General features: G+C 69.8%; 11 protein-coding genes. 4 read left to right on the plus strand and 7 right to left on the minus strand.

Annotated features, from left to right (window positions below; all coding sequences use genetic code 11):
- Nucleotides 1–3: 3 nt before the first annotated feature.
- Genes ACFHNC_RS17505 through ACFHNC_RS17515 form a run of 3 tightly spaced genes read right to left on the minus strand, consistent with a single transcriptional unit; the run spans nt 4 to nt 5,905 of the window.
- On the minus strand, nt 4–3,135 hold the full coding sequence (locus ACFHNC_RS17505; RefSeq protein WP_437170524.1) for an efflux RND transporter permease subunit: 3,132 nt from the start codon (nt 3,133–3,135) through the stop codon (nt 4–6).
- Nucleotides 3,132–4,478, minus strand: a complete 1,347-nt coding sequence (locus tag ACFHNC_RS17510; protein ID WP_437170525.1) for an efflux RND transporter periplasmic adaptor subunit — start codon at nt 4,476–4,478, stop codon at nt 3,132–3,134. The genes ACFHNC_RS17505 and ACFHNC_RS17510 overlap by 4 nt, the downstream gene beginning before the upstream one ends.
- A complete protein-coding gene (locus tag ACFHNC_RS17515; RefSeq protein ID WP_437170526.1) occupies nt 4,475–5,905 on the minus strand; it encodes an efflux transporter outer membrane subunit in 1,431 nt (476 codons plus the stop codon). Before ACFHNC_RS17515 ends, ACFHNC_RS17510 begins: the two co-directional genes overlap by 4 nt.
- Nucleotides 5,906–6,359: 454 nt before the next feature.
- Here ACFHNC_RS17515 and ACFHNC_RS17520 point away from each other — a divergent pair, with 454 nt between their 5' ends.
- A complete protein-coding gene (locus ACFHNC_RS17520) occupies nt 6,360–10,421 on the plus strand; it encodes a choice-of-anchor I family protein (protein WP_437170527.1) in 4,062 nt (1,353 codons plus the stop codon).
- A 33-nt stretch (nt 10,422–10,454) separates the two neighbouring features.
- Here the strand turns inward: ACFHNC_RS17520 and ACFHNC_RS17525 are convergent, their stop codons facing one another.
- The gene (locus ACFHNC_RS17525; RefSeq protein ID WP_437170528.1) at nt 10,455–11,465 is read right to left on the minus strand and encodes a 2-hydroxyacid dehydrogenase; all 1,011 of its coding nucleotides are present in this window, start codon (nt 11,463–11,465) and stop codon (nt 10,455–10,457) included.
- 184 nt (nt 11,466–11,649) lie between these two features.
- On the opposite strand from ACFHNC_RS17525, the gene ACFHNC_RS17530 reads away from it, so the two are divergent.
- Entirely contained in the window at nt 11,650–13,152 is a 1,503-nt protein-coding gene (locus ACFHNC_RS17530; RefSeq protein ID WP_437170529.1) for an L-lactate permease, read from the plus strand.
- 47 nt (nt 13,153–13,199) lie between these two features.
- A complete protein-coding gene (locus ACFHNC_RS17535; RefSeq protein ID WP_437170530.1) occupies nt 13,200–14,156 on the plus strand; it encodes a 1-phosphofructokinase family hexose kinase in 957 nt (318 codons plus the stop codon).
- A gap of 43 nt (nt 14,157–14,199) precedes the next feature.
- Here the strand turns inward: ACFHNC_RS17535 and ACFHNC_RS17540 are convergent, their stop codons facing one another.
- Nucleotides 14,200–14,667: a PaaI family thioesterase gene (locus ACFHNC_RS17540; RefSeq protein WP_437170531.1), complete on the minus strand. Its 468-nt coding sequence runs from the start codon at nt 14,665–14,667 to the stop codon at nt 14,200–14,202.
- 51 nt (nt 14,668–14,718) lie between these two features.
- Between ACFHNC_RS17540 and ACFHNC_RS17545 the strand changes: the two genes are divergently transcribed.
- Entirely contained in the window at nt 14,719–14,988 is a 270-nt protein-coding gene (locus tag ACFHNC_RS17545) for a DUF6522 family protein (RefSeq protein WP_437170532.1), read from the plus strand.
- 90 nt (nt 14,989–15,078) lie between these two features.
- Here ACFHNC_RS17545 and motA read toward each other — a convergent pair whose 3' ends face one another.
- Both motA and ACFHNC_RS17555 read right to left on the minus strand, forming a co-directional pair.
- On the minus strand, nt 15,079–15,945 hold the full coding sequence (gene motA, locus ACFHNC_RS17550) for a flagellar motor stator protein MotA (RefSeq protein WP_437170533.1): 867 nt from the start codon (nt 15,943–15,945) through the stop codon (nt 15,079–15,081).
- Nucleotides 15,942–17,030: a flagellar motor protein MotB gene (locus tag ACFHNC_RS17555; protein ID WP_437170534.1), complete on the minus strand. Its 1,089-nt coding sequence runs from the start codon at nt 17,028–17,030 to the stop codon at nt 15,942–15,944. The genes motA and ACFHNC_RS17555 overlap by 4 nt, the downstream gene beginning before the upstream one ends.
- Between the last annotated feature and the right edge of the window lie 78 nt (nt 17,031–17,108).

The following is a 17,108-nucleotide window of genomic DNA, read 5'->3' on the forward strand; positions in this document are numbered from 1 at the left end:
CGCTTATTCGGCCGGCGCGGGCGGCGCGGCCCGCTGCGTCAGCCGCGCGGCGCGGTCGCGCAATGCCTCCATCGCCAGGTAGATTACCGGGGTGGTGTAGAGCGTGATGATCTGGCTCAGCAGCAGCCCGCCGATGACGGAAACACCCAGCGGCAGCCGCAATTCAGACCCTGCCCCGCTACCCAGTACCAAGGGCAACGCGCCGAGCAGGGCCGCCATGGTGGTCATCATGATCGGGCGGAAGCGCAGCAGGCAGGCCTCCCGGATCGCATCGCGCGGCGCCATGCCGTGATCGCGCTGCGCCTCCAGCGCGAAGTCGATCATCATGATGGCGTTCTTCTTGACGATTCCCATCAGCAGGATGATGCCGATCAGCGCCACCACGGACAGATCCAGCCCGAACAGCCACAACCCGAGCAGCGCGCCGATGCCGGCGGAGGGCAGGGTGGACAGGATGGTGATGGGGTGGATGACGCTTTCATACAGCACGCCGAGCACGATGTAGATCACGACGATCGCGGCCAGGATCAGCCAGCCCTGACCGGCCAGCGATCGCGTGAATTCCGCCGCATCGCCGCCGAAGCTGCCGGACATGGAATCCGGCAGGCCGAGCTGCGCCTGCGCCACGCGGATCGCCTCCAGCGCCTGGCCGAGCGAAGTGCCGGGGGCCAGGTTGAAGCTGAGCGTCACGGCCGGGAACTGGTCCTGCCGCGTGATCGTCAGCGGGCCGCGGCCGCGGGTGATGGTGGCGATCTCCGCCAGCGGGATCTGCGGCGCGATGCCGGTGGTGTTGGAGTTGCCGGCGGCGCTGCCCGTCACGCGCAGCATGCCGATCGCGGCCGGGTCGCTGGCCTGCGCCGGATCAGCCTCCAGCACCACGCGATACTGGTTGTTCTGCGCGTAGATGGTGGAGATCTGCCGCTGGCCGAAGGCGTTGTACAGCACGTCATCCACCGCCTGCATGGTCACGCCGAGCCGCGCCGCGCGCAGCCGGTCCACATGCACCAGCACGCGTAGCCCATCCTCCCGCTGGTCGCTGCCGACGTCGCGCAGTTCCGGCAATTCGCGCAGCGCCGCCAGCATGCGTGGCGCCCATTGGGCGATCAGCGCTGCGTCGCTATCCATCAGCGTGTACTGGTACTGGGTGGCGGAAGGCCGCGTGCCGATCTGGATGTCCTGCACCGGCTGCATGTAGGTCTCAATGCCGGGAATGGTCGCAAGCGCCGGCCCCAGCCGCGCCATGACGGCGGAGACATCGTCGCGGCGCTCCGCCCGCGGCCGTAGGACTGCCGTCAACTGCCCGGTATTCTGGGCCGCGTTCACCGTGCCGGCGCCGGCGACGGAGGTCACGGCGACCACATCCGGATCCTGCTGCACCCGTTCCGCCACCAGGCGCTGCAAATCCGACATGCGGGCGAAGGAGACATCCTGCGGCGCCTCGGTCGTGATGGTGATGAGTCCGGTATCCTGCAGCGGCAGGAAGCCCTTCGGCATGAGCACGTACAGGCCGATGGTCCCCGCCAGCGTCAGCCCCGCCAGCACCAGCATCATCCCCGCCCGTGCCAGCGCCCAATCCAGCGTGCGGGCGTAGCCGCGGCGCATTGCCTCGAAGCCACGCTCGAACAGGTCGGAAATCCGGCCGGGCTTGTCCTCCCCATGCGGGCGCAGCAACAGCCCGCACATCATCGGCGTCAGCGTCAGCGACACCACCATGGAGACCAGCACGGCCACCGTCAGCACCATGGCGAATTCGCGGAACAGCCGCCCCACCACGCCTTCCATGAACAGCAGCGGAATGAACACCGCGACCAGCGACAAGGTGAGGGAAATGATGGTGAAGCCGATCTGCTTCGCGCCCTCATAGGCCGCCTGCAACGGCTTCTTCCCGTCCTCGATCATGCGGACGATGTTCTCGATCATCACGATCGCATCGTCGACGACGAAGCCGGTCGCGATCACCAGCGCCATCAGCGAAAGGTTGTCCACCGAATAGCCGAGCAGCGCCATGATGCCGAAGGTGCCGATGATGGACAGCGGCAGCGCCACGCCGGGGATCAGAGTCGCCCGCACCGTGCGCAGGAACAGGAAGATCACCAGCACCACCAGGATCATGGACAGCACCAGCGTCAACTGCACCTCATGCACCGAGGCGCGGATCGTCTCCGTGCGGTCGGAGACGACGGCAAGCTCGACCCCCGCCGGCAGGGCGCGTTGCAGCCCATCGAGCTGGCCGCGCAGCGCCTCCACCGTGGCGACAATGTTGGCACCCGGCTGGCGCTGCACATCCAGCAGCACGGCGGGGCGGCCATTGTACCAGGCGGCGGTCAGTGTGTTCTCCAGCCCTTCCACCGCCACGCCGACATCGCGCAGCCGCACCGGCGCTTGGTCCCGCCAGACGATGATCAGATCCTCGAAGGCGGCGGGGGAGGTGATCTGGTCATTCGCCATGACGGCGGAAGCCTGCTGCGGCCCGTTCACGGAGCCTTTCGCGCCGGCGACATTCCCGGCTGTGACGGCATTGCGAACCGCCTCCATCCCCAGGCCGTAGGCGGCCAACCGCCGCGGATCGACCTGCAACCGCACCGCGGGGCGCATATTGCCCTGCACCGCGACGCGGCCGACGCCGCCGACCTGCGCCAGGCGCTGCGCCAGCAGTGAATCCACGATGTCCGAAAGCCGCGCGACCGGCAGCGTGTCCGAGGTCAGCGCCAGCGTCATGATCGGCGGATCGGCCGGGTTCACCTTCGCATAGGTGGGCGGGTAGGGCAGCGTGTTCGGCAAGGTCCCGCGCGCCGCATTGATCGCCGCCTGCACATCCTGCGCCGCGTCGTCGATGTCGCGCCCCAGGTTGAACTGCAAGGTGATGCGGGACACGGACGGCCCGCTGACCGAGACCATCTCCGCCAGGCCCGAGATCTGCGCCAATTGCCGTTCCAGCGAGGCGGTCACCAGCACCGCGATGGTATCCGGCGAAGCCCCCGGCAATTGCGTGGTAACCTGAATGGTGGGGAAATCCACCTCGGGCAGCGAGGAGACGGGCAGCCGCAAATAGCCATACAGCCCGGTCAGCAGCACCGCGATGGCCAGCAACGCGGTGGCGATGGGCCGCGCGATGAAGGGCGCGGAGATGTTCACGGCGTCGCCGGGCGGCGTGCCGGCGTTGCGCCTTCCGGCGTGCCACCTGCCGGCGCTGCAGCCGGACGCCGCCGCACCTGGCGCGGCACGGCCACCGGCACCACCGGATCGGCCACCTGCACGGCACTGCCGGAGACCAACCGCAGCGCGCCTGAGGACACGGCCCGCTCACCCTCCCGCATGCCCCGCAGCACCACCGCCTGCTGCCCGGCGATGGTGCCGAGCGTCAGCGGCCGCTGCTCCACCGTGTTGTCGTCCCGCACCACGAAGGCGAAGGGCCCCTGCGGCCCGCGCTGCACCGCGACCAGCGGCAGCACCACCACGTCGCGCAGCGTGGCCACCTGGATGCGCGTGTTGACGAAGGCGCCGGGCCACAGGCGGAGGTCGGAATTTTCGAATTCCGCCTTCAGCCGGATGGTGCCGGTGCTGGCATCCACCTGGTTGTCCACCGTGACCAGCCGACCGACCGGGTTGGGCAGCGGCGCGCTGCCATCCAGCCGCGGCGGCGCCGATTCCGCCAGCCGCGCTTCCACCGGCACGGCGCCGGCCTGCAACGCTTCCATCACCTGCGGCAGGGTCTGCTGCGGCAGGGTGAAGTTCACCGCCACGGGGCGCAGCTGCGTCACCACGACGATGCCGGTGGTGCTGCTGGACTGCACGAAATTGCCCACATCCACCTGCCGCAGCCCGATGCGGCCATCGATGGGGGACCGGATGGTGGTGTCGTCCAACTGCGCCTGGGCGTTGTCGATCGTCGCCTGGTCGAATTGCAGCTGCGCCTCAAGCTGCGCCACAGTGGCGCGCTGCGTATCCAGCACCTGCTGCGACGTGCCGCTGCTGCGGGCGAGCTGTGTGTAGCGCTGCAGGTCGCGCTGGGCATTGGCCAACTGCGCCTGGCGCTGCGCCCGGGTCGCCACCGCCTGGTCCAGCGCCGCCTGGTAGCTGCGCGAATCGATCCGCACCAGCACCTCGCCCGCCGTCACCTCCTGCCCCTCCCGGAACAGGATTTCGGTGATGCGGCCTGAGACCTGCGGCACGATGGTGACGGTGTTGGAGGCCTGCACGGTGCCCAGCGCATCCAGCATGATCGGCAGGTTCTCCACCGTCGCGGTGGCGGCCGTGACCGGGATGGCCGGCGCGCCCGCACCACGCCGCGGGCCGGGGGCGGCCGTGGTCGCTTCGCCGCCGCCGAACCAGCCCTGCTGCCAGCCATACCAGCCCCCGGCGCCCGTCAGCAGAAGCAGGCCAAGCCAGATCCAGCCGGCGCGGCGCCTCCGCCGGGGCGGGGCGGGCTGGGACGCCTGCGGGATTTCCGCCTGGGGCGGCCGGGGAAGATCGTTCATCGCGCCAGGCTCGCTCCGCCACCGGGGGCCGCGGGAGCGGCCTGTTGAGCAGATGGTGCGGCCGCGAGGGCGGCATAGGTCCAGCCGCCTCCCAAAGCCGTGAACACGGCGGCGGCGGCCTGCAACCGGTCACCCAGCGCCTGGGCCACGGCGTTGCGGGCGCTGAACAGGCTCGACTGCACGCTCAGCACCGTCAGCAGGTCCACCGTGCCAGCCTGCAACTGCGCCTCCGCAATCGCATAGGCGCGCTGCGCCGCTTCCGCCCGCACGCGCTGCAACTGCACGGATTCGCTGGTGCGGCGCAGGGCCGACAGGCTGGTCTCGGTGTCCTGCAACGCCACCAGGATGGTGCGCTGATACTCCGCCAGCAATTCCGCCTGGCGGGCGCTGAACTGATCGACCTGGGCTCGCAGGGCACCGGCATTGAAGATCGGCGCGGTGATGCCGGCGGCCAGGCTGTAGACTGTGGAGCCCGGCCGCAGCAGCGTATCCAGCGCCAGGCTCTGCAACCCGCCGCTGCCGGTCAGCGCGATGGTCGGGAACAGGGCGGCGCGGGCGGCGGCGACATTGGCGTTGGCGGCGGCGAGGTTGGCCTCGGCCAATTGCACATCCGGGCGCCGTGCCAGCACTTCCGAGGGCAGGCCCGGCTCGATCACCGGCACGACGATCTCCTCCAGCCGCACGGCGCGGATGTCGATCTCACCCGGCGCCACGCCGGTCAGGGTGCCGAGGGCGAAGCTGTTCTGCTCGGCAATCTGCTGCAGCGGCGGGATGGCGGCGCGCTGCTGCGCCACCGCGGTTTCCTGCTGCGCCACATCAAGCCCGGTGGCGGTGCCCACCGCCACCCGTTGGCGCAGGATGGAGAGGTTGCGCGTCGCGACCTCCAGGTTGCCGCGCTGGATCTCAAGCTGCTCCTGCGCGCCGAGCACGTTGAACAGCGCATTCGCCACCGCCGACTGCGTGCTGAGCGCGGTGACGCCGATGGCATAGCGCGCGGCGGTGGCCGAGGACCGGGCGCTTTCCAGGATCGCCCGGTTGCGGCCCCAGAAATCCACCTCATAGCTGGCGGAGAAGCCCGTATCGAAGCGGTTGCTGGCGCTGCCCGCGGTGTTCAGGCCGCGGCTGGTGCCCCGCGCGCGGCCGGCCGAGGCATCCCCATCCACCCTCGGCAGCAGCGACGCACCGGAAATCCGCACCTCCGCATCCGCCTGGCGCAGCCGGGCCGCCGCCACGGCCAGATCCAGGTTCCCGGTCATCGCGGCGCGCATCAGCGCATCGAGCTGCGGCGTGCGGAAGGCCTGCCACCAGGTTGCATCCGGCCAGCGCATCGCCCCCGGCACCGGTTCCGCATTGGCCGACCGGAACAGCGTGGGCAGCCGCAGGCCGGATGAGGCGGGGTCGATCCGTGCGCTGCAGGCGCTCGCCAACCCCCCCGTTCCCAGCAGGGCAGAAAAACGGATCAGGTGGCGGCGGGCGGTGGGGCGTGAGGACATGCGGGAAAGTATGGGCCTTGCCTGTGGCGCCGGGGAGGCAGCGCCCCTGTTCTTTGGTCTCCCGCGCGGCCCGCGGCCACATTCTTTTGGCTACGAAGCGTTGCGCTGCGTAATCGGGGCGAAATCGGGCGTCCTGGGTGCGGTCCGGATGAGCCGCCGTGGTCATCCGGCCGAAAGGTTAACGCTTCCTAAGCGAAACTGACCTCGGCCTGTCACATGGGCCGGATACGTCTCCGGCAATGATATCTACGCCGGCACAGCACAACGCGATACCGACCCAGGGCCGGCCTCCGGCCCTGCTGGTTCGCGCGCGCCCCGGTTGTACCCGACCTCGTCCCGCCTGAAGCCCGCGCCGGCCCGGGTGGCTGGCGGCGTTCGGAGTATTCCCATGAGCCTGAGCACGACACCGACCAATGCCCTGACCTTCGCCACGGCGGGCAGCATCAGCCTGGCCGGGGCGGAGATCTCCGCCTATGACAAGGACAGCCAGCGGCTTTTCGTGACCTCCGGTGCGGGTCTCCAGGTCGTGGACCTGTCCAACCCGGCGCAGCCGGTGCTGGTCACCACCATCAATTTCACCGATCTGGGCTTCGCCACCACGGACATCACCAGCGTCGCGGTGAGCAACGGCATCGTCGCGGTGGCCCTGCCGAATGCGGACAAGGCGCTGCCCGGCCAGGTGCTGTTCCTCAGCGCGATCGACCCCGGCGTCGTGATCGCGGCGGTCGAGGTCGGCGCCCTGCCGGACAACCTGACCTTCACGCCGGACGGCACCCACCTGCTGGTCGCCAATGAGGCCGAGCTGAACTCGACCGGCACCGATGCCGATGGCAGCGTCACCCTGATCTACACCGGCGCCGGCCCGGGCCGCCTTGGCCCGCCCGTCAACGTGACCTTCGACGCCTTCAATGGCCAGGAAGACGCGCTGCGCGCCGCCGGCGTGCGGATCTTCGAAGGCCGCTCGGTGTCGCAGGACGTTGAGCCGGAATATATCGCCGTCTCCGCCGACAGCACGCGCGCGATGATCACGCTGCAGGAAGCCAATGCGGTGGCGATCCTCGACATCGCGACCGCGACCATCACGCAGATCGTGCCGCTGGGGCTGAAGGATTTCTCCACCCTTCTGGCCGACTTCAGCGACCGCGACGGCCCGGGCAACGGTCCGCTGTCGGGCAACCTGGCCAATGCGCCGGTCTTCGGCCAGTACATGCCGGACGCCATCGACAGCTTCCAGGCGAATGGCCAGACCTACTATGTCATTGCCAATGAGGGCGACGACCGCGACGACTTCCTGAACCCCAGCGAGACGGTGCGCGTCAACAATGCCGGCTATATGCTGGACCCCGAGGTGTTTCCGAATGCGGCGGAGCTGAAGCAGAACGCCAATCTCGGCCGCCTCACCGTCTCCAACGCTCCAGGCCTGCGCGGCGATACGGACGGCGACGGCGATATCGACCAGATCCTGATGTATGGCGGGCGGTCCTTCTCGATCCTGGACGCCAACGGCGCCATCGTCTTTGACAGCGCCGACGTGATCGAGCGCATCGTGGCCGAACAGTTCCCGGCCCTGCTCGACGACACGCGCAGCGACAACAAGGGTCCGGAGCCGGAGGGCATCGAGATCGGCCATATCGGTGGCCGCACCTACGCTTTCGTGGGCCTGGAACGGTCCAACATGACGCTGGCCTTCGACGTGACCGACCCCGATGCCGTGACCTATACCGGCGCCGCGCAGCGCAATGGCGATGTCAGCCCGGAAGGCGTGCTGTTGATCTCGGCCGCGGATTCGGCCTCCGGCAAGGCGCTGCTGGTTATCAGCAACGAGGTCAGCAATACGCTGTCCATCTTTACCACGACGCAGACCCCGGCCTTCACCCTGCAGGTCCTGCACTTCGCCGATGGCGAGGCCGGGCTGCTGGCCGGTGACACGGCGCCGATGCTGGCGGCGTTGGTCGATGCCTTCGACAACACCTTCCCGAATACGCTGATCCTGTCCGGCGGCGACAACTTCATCCCCGGCCCCTTCCTGGCCGCCGGCACCGATGCCTCGGTTGCCGCCACCCATGGCCGCGGCAACAACCCGGGCGCGGCGGATATCGAAATCCACAACCGCATCGGCGTGGAAGCCTCGGCCGTCGGCAACCATGAGTTCGATCTCGGCACCAATGCCTTCGCCGATGCCGTCAACGACGCCGCCTTCCCCTACATCACGGCCAATCTCGACTTCTCCGGCGACTCGGCGCTGGCCGGCCGCTACACCGAGACGGTGGGCACGGGTGGGCTGGAGGACGCCTCGGCGCTGGCCCGCCGCATCGTCCCCTCCGCCGTGGTGGACAAGGGCGGCGAGAAGATCGGCCTGGTCGGCGCCACCACGCAGGTCCTGAAGAACATCTCCTCGGCCGGCAATGTCGAGGTGAAGGGCTTCGAGGGCGGGGTCGGCGCCAATGACATGGCTCTGCTGGCCGCCCAGCTCCAGCCGGTGATCGACGACCTGATCGCGCAGGGCGTCAACAAGATCATCCTGATGTCCCACCTCCAGCAGATTGCCTTCGAGCAGGAGCTGGCGACGCTGCTGCGCGGCGTGGACATCATCCTCGCCGCCGGCTCCAACACCCGCCTGGGCGACGAGAACGACGTCGCGGTGGAATTCCCCGGCCATGCCGCGAATTTCGCCGGCACCTATCCGCTGGTCACCACCGGCGCCGATGGCGGCACCACGCTGATCGTCAACACGGACAATGAATTCACCTATCTCGGCCGCCTGGTGGTGGATTTCGACGCCGAGGGCCGCATCATCGTCGAGAACCTCGACAGCACGATCAACGGCGCCATCGCGTCGACCGCGGAGAATGTCGCCGCGGCCTGGGGCGTCCCGGTGGAAAACCTGGACAGCACCGCCTTCGCCGAGGGCACCAAGGGTGCCGCGGTGGCCAAGATCACGCAGGCCGTCGATGCGGTGATCGCGGCCAAGGACGGCATGATCTTCGGCTTCACCAATGTCTACCTGGAAGGTGAGCGCGCGCAGGTCCGCAGCCAGGAAACCAACCTCGGCAACCTGACGGCGGATGCGAACCGGGAGGCAGCGGCCGAAGCGCTGGGCGACCAGCCCTTCATCTTCTCGCTGAAGAATGGTGGCGGCATCCGCGCGCAGATCGGCGCCGTCGAAGTGGGCAGCGGCGAGAAGCAGCCGCCGCTGGCCAATCCGGGTGCCGGCAAGCCGACCGGTGCCATTTCCGAGCTCGACATCGAGAATGCACTGCGCTTCGACAACAAGCTGATGGTGTTCGATGCCACGCCGCAGGGCCTGCTGAACATCCTGGAATTCGCCGCCGGCATCAGCCCGGGCAATGGCGGCTTCATCCAGCTCGGCGGCGTCCGCTTCTCTTTCGATCCGGACAACGCGCCGGGCAGCAAGGTGCAGAGCGTGGCGCTGGTGGACAATGCCGGCCTGGTCATCGCCCGGGTGGTCGAGAATGGCGCGGTGCTCGACACCGCACCGGCGCTGATCAGCGTGGTGGCGCTGAATTTCACCGCCAATGGCGGCGACGGCTACCCGGTGAAGGCGAACGGCAGCAATTTCCGCTACCTGCTGAATGACGGCACGCTGAGCGCGCCGATCGCCGCGACGGAAAACTTCACCGCCTCCGGCAACGTGCCCGCCAATGCGTTGGGCGAGCAGGCGGCGCTGAAGAGCTACCTGCAGGAATTCCACAGCACGCCGGCGACCGCCTTCAACCAGGCCGACACGGGCGCCGCCGAGGATACGCGCATCCAGAACCTGAATGCGAAGGCCGAGGACACGGTTTTCCAGGGTCTTGCCCAGGACGGCAGCGACGGTGCGGATCGCGTGGTCGGCAGCGTGGGCGATGACACGCTGAATGGCGGCGAGGGCGATGACCGCCTGCTCGGCCAGGGTGGCGACGACGTGCTGGATGGCGGCGCCGGCAACGACATCATCGTCGGCGGTGCCGGCAATGACACGCTGATGGGTGGCGCGGGCAACGACACGCTGAACGGCCAGGACGGCGACGACCTGGTGCAGGGCGGCGACGGCGATGACCGTCTGTTCGGCCTGGGCGGCAACGATACGCTGGAAGGCGGGCTTGGCGCGGATGTGCTGCGCGGCGGTGCCGGCGCCGACATCTTCGTGTTCTCCGCCTATGAGGACAGCCCGCGCGCTGCCGCCGACCGCATCATGGACTTCTCCTCCGCCGAGGGCGACCTGATCAGCTTCGCCAACATCGATGCGGACCTGCTGACCGATGGCGACCAGGCCTTCGTCTTCGTCGGCACCGGCGCCTTCCTCGGTGGCGGTATCGCCTCCATCCGCATCCAGGGCGGCCCGAACGGCACCGCCGTGCAGGTCGATGCCGGTGATGGTGGTGCGGCCGAGATGGTGGTGCGGCTGGCGGGCCAGCAGGCGCTTCAGGCCAGCGACTTCATCCTGTAGCGCCGCCGCGTGAGGGGGGCTCGCGCCCCCCTTTCAGGCCAGCTTCTCGGTCGAGACCGCGTGCAGCGCCTTCCCGGTCTCGGCGAAGGCGGTGATGTTGCCGATGGTGGTCTCCGCAATCGCGGTCAGCGCCTCCGTCGTGAAGAAGGCCTGGTGTGCTGTGACTAGCACATTGGGGAAGGTCAGCAGCCGGGCGAAGATATCGTCCTGCAACATCTCGCCCGACAGATCCTCGAAGAACAGATCGGCCTCCTCCTCATAGACATCGAGGCCGAGCAGCCCGATGGCGCCGGATTTCAGCCCGGCGATCGCCGCGCGGGTATCGACGATGGCGCCGCGGCTGGTATTGATCAGCATGGTGCCGCGCCGCATCTGCGCGATCGCCGCCGCGTCGATCAGATGATGCGTCGCCGGCGTCAGCGGGCAGTGCAGCGTCACGATGTCGGACCGAGCCAGCAGCGCTGGCACATCCACATATTCCAGCCCCAGCGCGGCGCCTTCCTCGGCTGGGTAAGGGTCATGCGCCAGCAGCCGGCAGCCGAATCCGCGCAGGATGCGCGCCACCGCCAGGCCGATGCGCCCGGTGCCGATGATGCCGGCGGTGCGGCCATGCATGTCGAAGCCGAGCAGCCCGTCGAGCGCGAAATTCCCCTCCCGCACGCGGTTATAGGCGCGGTGGATGCGACGGTTCAGCGACAGCATCATCGCCACCGTGTGCTCCGCCACCGATTCCGGCGAATAGGCCGGCACCCGTGCCACGGTGATGCCGAGGCGCTGGGCCGCCACAAGATCCACATTGTTGAAGCCGGCCGCGCGCAGCGCCAGGATGCGAACGCCGCGGCGGGCCAGATTCTCCAGCACCGCGGCATCGGCCTGGTCGTTGACGAAGGCGCAGACCGCCTCCGCACCCTCCGCCAGCGCCGCGGTTTCCAGCGAAAGATGCGCTTCGAGGTAGGTCAGGCTGTGCCGCGAACCGCTCGCCGCATTGGCGGCATCGAGGAACTGGCGGTCATAGGGCTTGGCGCTGAATACGACGATCTGCATGAAAGTCTCCTTGGGGAGTCTCGCTGGGGCTTGGCACAGCCTCCCGGTCCGCACATTGAGAAAAATCAATGTGCCGCCTCGTCATCCCGCCCAAGCTGCTGTCAGATGGGGCGCCAAATCAGGAAGGACTTCGGATGATGATTGCGCGGGCCGCGAGGGACGTCCAGGCGGGACGCGCCTAGGGATGGGGCAGGCTGCCGCCGCCTTGCTGCCGATCGGGCTGGTCGTGCTGCTGATGGCCGGGCTGGGCTGGGGCGCCGTGGCGGCCGGGCTGGCGGGTGGTGCGGCCGCGCTGCCGGTGGCACTGCTGGTGTTCGGCTGGCAGGGGCCGGACGCGGCCGGCGGGACGGTTGGCGCCCTGGGCGGCGTGGCGGCGGAGGCCGGATTTTCCGCCCTGACCATCATCTGGGTGGTCGCCCCGGCTCTGATGCTGCACGAATGGCAGCAGGCCAATGGCGGCACGGAAACCCTGCGCCGCGCGCTGCTGCGGCTTTCGGCGGATCGCGGCGTGACGGCGCTGCTGGTGGCCTGGTTCTTCGCCCTGTTCGCGGAGGGCGCGGCCGGCTTCGGCACGCCCGTGGTGCTGGCGGCGCCGATCCTGGTCGGGTTGGGCTTTCCCCCGGCCCAGGCGGTGGCGATGGCGCTGGTTGGGCATGCGGTGGGCGTGTCCTTCGGCGCGGTCGGCACGCCGGTGGTGCCGCAGGTGGCAGCCAGCGGGCTGGACCCGTTGGCGCTGTCCGGGGCCACCGCGCTGCTGCACGCCGCCTGCGGCTGGACGATGGCGCTGTCGCTGCGCCGCATGGCCGGCGCGGCCAGCCTGCGCCTGGCACTGGGCGCGGCCTTCGCCTTCCTGCTGCCCTTCACTCTCATCGCGATCTGGGTCGGGCCGGAATTGCCGACGCTGGGCGGCGCGCTGATCGGCGGGCTGGCCTTCGCCGCCGCCCTGCCACGCCGCCCGCCGGCCGAGGCGACGGAACCCCCCCCTAGCGGCCGTGAGTTGCTGCATGCGGCGCTGCCCTATCTGCTGCTGCTGGGGTTGATCCTGGCCACGCGGCTGCTGCCGCCGCTGCGGCAGGCGCTGGCGGGCTTCACGCTGGACTGGTCGCTGGCCGATGGCGCCTTCAGCGGCAGCGTCGCGCCGCTGTACCACCCGGGCACGCTGCTGCTGGCCAGCCTGGGGATGGCCGCCTTGTGGCGCCGGCGCCGCCCGGCGGAGCTCGCCCAGGCTGCGCGCCGCGCGCTGGCCCGGCTGCCGGCGGTGCTGCTGGCACTGCTGCTGATGCTCGGCCTGGCGCGGCTGATGGTGCATTCAGGGATGATCGCCTCGCTCGCGCAGGCCGCGGCAGCGCTGGCCGGCGATGGCTGGCCGGTTTTCGCCGCGGCGACCGGCGCGCTCGGCACCTTCGTCACCGGCTCCGCCACCGCGTCGAACATCCTGCTGACGGATTTCCAGCTGGCGACCGCCGCGGCGCTGTCGCTGCCCGTGCTGCCGCTGCTGGCCGCGCAGGGTTTTGGTGCCGCGATCGGCAACATCATCTGTCCGCACAATATCGTGGCCGGTGGCGCCACCGTTGGCCTCGCCGGGCGGGAGGGGGAGGTGCTGCGCCGCACCCTGCCGGCCGCGGCGCTGGTGGTGGCGCTGGGCGGCGTGCTGACCCTGGCGGCGGTGGCCTTCTGGCCCGGCTGAAGGCCCCACCCTCGCGCCCGCGGCCCGATTGAGGCAGGCTGCCACCCATGGCAACCGACCCCCTGATCGTCACCCTCACCGCCAACCCCTCCGTCGATCTCGCCTGCGAGGCGGAGGCGGTGCGCCCGGTGCGGAAGATCCGCACCACCAATGAACGCTTCGATCCCGGCGGCGGCGGCGTGAATGTCGCGCGCGTGGTGCGGGAATTGGGCGGGGCGGCACTGGCCGTGGTGCTGGCCGGCGGTGTCACCGGCCGTTTCATCGAGGAATTGATCGATGCCGAGGGCGTGCCGCGCCGGACGGTGGAGATCGCCGGCCGCACCCGCATCAGCCAGATCGTGCAGGACCTGTCGAGCGGCCTGGAATACCGCTTCGTGCCGGAAGGGCCGGAAGTGACGGAGGCCGAATGGCGCGCCGCGCTCGCCGCGCTGGCGCAGGCGGGCGGCGATTGGCTGGTGCTCAGCGGCAGCCTGCCGCGCGGCATGCCGGAGGATTTCTTCGCGATCGCCGCGGCCGAAGCCCGCGCCCGCGGCCAGCGCGTGGTGGTGGACAGTTCCGGTGCCCCGCTGCGTGCGGCGGTGGCGGCCGGCGGGCTGGAGCTGATCAAGCCCAGCCTGGGGGAGTTCGAGGCGCTGGTTGGCCGCAAGCTGCCGGAATCGGTGGAACAGGAAGCGGCGGCGCTGCAACTTGCCCGATCCGGCGCGGCGCGGCTGGTGGCGGTGACGTTGGGCCACCGCGGCGCGGTGCTGGCGAGCGCGGAGCGGGTGTGGCGGCTGCCGGCCCCCGATGTGCCGGTGCGTGGCGCCGCCGGGGCCGGGGACAGTTTCGTCGCCGCCATGACCCTGGCGCTGGCGCGGGGCGCGACGCCGGAGGATGCCTTCGCCTGGGGCAGCGCCGCGGGCGGCGCCACCGTGGCGCAATCCGGCACCGCCCATGCCCAGCGGGCGGAGGTGGAGGTGCTGTTCCGCCAGATGCGCCCGCTGCTGGACCGCGCCGCCGCCTGAAGCCATCGGGCGCTGCGGGGCCGCCGGCGGGCGGCCGTGGCTTTCAGCCCTGCGCGGCCGGCTGGCCCTCATGCGTCTCGCTGCCCGCACGCCAGCGATGGGTGGAGGCGCCGAAGGCGACCATCTGGCCGGCTTCGTCGAACACCTCCGTCCGGCAGAAGAAGATGTTGCGGCCGCGCTGCGCCACTTTGCCTTCGGCAATCAGCCGCCCGCCCTTCACCTGGCCGGTGAAGCGGCAATCCAGGTCCAGCGTCACCGCCTTGCGTACATTGCCGGGCACGCTGCACCATAGCCCGGCATAGCCGGCCGCCTGGTCGATCATCGACAGGATCAACCCGCCATGGATGATGCCGGAGCGGTTGCGATGCGCGTCGCCGGCGATGCAGGCGAGGCGGGCCAGGCCCTCCTCCCAGTGCACCAGGGTCAGGCCAAGCAGCGCGTGATAGGCTGCGCCATCCGGATCGAGGTCGGGGCCAAGGGCGGGCGGCGGTGCGGGTGGGGTCTGTGTCATGCCCCCCGGATGCCCATCCCGCGCCGTCCGGTCAACCGTAAGGAGCCTGCCATGACCGCACCCTGGCCCGAAGACCTGCCCCGGCAGGTGGATATCGATGCCGCCGGCGATGTGGTGCTCACCGCGCCCCAGGCGGCGGCGCTGCTCGGCGTGGAGCTGGAGTCCTTCCTGGCCGATCTGCGGGCCGGGCATGTCTATTCCGTGGTGGAGCGCGGCGAGGGGGCCGATGCCGGCCGCCTGCGCCTGACGCTGCACCGCCGTTCCACGCAGCGCCAGCTGCTGGTGGAGGCCGGGACCGGGCGGGTGATCGGGCCGGATTGATGTTCGGCCAACCGCCAATGGGCGAGCACTTGGCAGGCCCTCCGACCGGCATCGAAGCGGCGCTGGGCCGCCGACCGCGGCTTGCCTCCCTCACCCAATCTGGAGGTTCTGCAACGCCTCCTCCAGCTCCGCGAAGCTCGGCATGGAATGGCTCGGTGCGGTCTTGCGGCCGGCCTCCACCGCCACCTGCGGCGCATTGCCGTGCAGATGGGCCACCAGCACGGCGCGGATCACCTCGTAGTATTTGCAATCCTCCTCGATCACGCCGTTCAGCCGCGTCGCCATCGGCCCCATCACGCCATAGGCCAGCAGGATGCCGAGGAAGGTGCCGACCAGCGCGCCGCCGATCATGCCGCCCAGCACCGCAGGTGGGCTGTCGATGGAGGCCATGGTCTTGATGACGCCGAGCACCGCGGCGACGATGCCGAGCGCGGGCAGCGCATCCGCCGTGGTCTGGAAGGTGTGCGCCACATGCAGCTCCTCCGCCCGCACCTTCTTCAGCTCCTTGGACATGATGTCCTCGATCTGGTGCGGGTCGTCGGCATTCATGCCGACCATGCGGAGGTAGTCGCAGATCATCGCCAGCGCGGTCTTGTCGGCCATGATCTTGGGAAATTTCTGGAAGGCGGGGCTTTCGGAGGGCTTTTCGATATGCGCCTCCAGCGCCATCGCCCCCTTGGTCTGCGCCAGCCGCACGAACCAGTACAGCAGCGACAGCAGGTCCACGTATTCGTGCTTGTGGAAGCGCTCCCCCTTGATGATCTTGCCGAAGCCGCCGAGCGCATGCTTCACGCCATGCATGCTGTTGCCCATGACGAAGGCGCCGATGGCGGCGCCGCCGATCATCATCATCTCATAGGGCAGCGACTTCAGAATGATGCCGAACTTGCCGCCGGCGATCATGTAGCCGCCGAACACCATGGCCAGCAGGAAGACCAGGCCGCCGATCGTGGTCATGGCGCGGTGGTCCTTGCAGGGGCAGGCGGGGGCGTGGAGGGCGGCGGGTCGCGCAGCAGGGTGATGGAGACGCGGCGGTTGGCGGCGGCGTTCGGCGTCTCCGGCACCAGCAGGTCACGCTCCGCATTGCCCGTGACGCTGCGGATGCGCGCTTCCACCAGCCCCGCCTCCGTCAGCAGGCGCCGGGTGGCATTGGCGCGCTCCGCCGACAAATCCCAGTTGGACCGGTCGCCGCCGCCGCGGAAGGGCGTGGCATCCGTATGGCCGGCGATGGCGATGCGGTGCGGCAGGCGGTTGATCACCTGCGCGATGCGCGCCAGCAATTGTCGGGCCCGATCATTCGGCGCGCTGCCGCCGAGGGCGAACATCGGCTGGCCCTCGGCATCCACCAACTGGATCCGCAGGCCTTCCTGCACCTGTTCCACCATCATCTGCTTGGCGAGTTCCGCCAGCAGCGGGTCCTCCGCCACCGTGGCGCGGATTTCCTCCGCCGCCCGCTCGAACGCCTCCCGCTCGCGCCGCTCATGCTCGGCGCGCAGCGCGGCGTCGGACAGGGCGCGCGCCTCCGCCTCCTGCGCCGCGGCCTCGATCCGGGCCTGGCGGGCTTCCTCGCGCGGGTCGGCATCGCCGGGCGGCAGGTCGGCGCGGGCCTGGCGGATGCGGCGCGGCTCGGCCTCATCGTCATCACCCTCCGGCCCCTCCCGCATCGGCACGGGGCGGGCGACGGTGGGGACGTCCTCCTCCACCTCCACATCCTCCAGCACCGGCAGCGGGCCGCGCTGCAGGCGGATGGCGCCGGCATTCTGGGTGACCTGGGCGGTTTCGTTCGGCGTGCGGCCGCCGAAGGGCTGGCCGGAGCCGGTCTGGTTCTGGCCCATCACATTGGTGGGCGCGAAATAATCGGCCAGGCCCCGGCGCTGTTCCTCCGTGGTGGCGTTCAGCAGCCACATCAGCAGGAAGAAGGCCATCATCGCCGTCACGAAATCGGCGTAGGCCACCTTCCAGGCACCGCCATGGTGCCCGTGCTCGCCTTCCTCGATGCGCTTGATGACGATCGTCGCGCCGTTCTTGCCGCCCTTGGCCATGGATCTCCGTGCAGCCCCCGCGCGCCCCTCATGGGCGGGCCTGGGTGAGGAGATAGCGGCTGCCGGTTAAGACGCGGC

The organism is Falsiroseomonas sp. E2-1-a4 (assembly GCF_051433165.1).
Lineage (GTDB): Bacteria > Pseudomonadota > Alphaproteobacteria > Acetobacterales > Acetobacteraceae > Falsiroseomonas.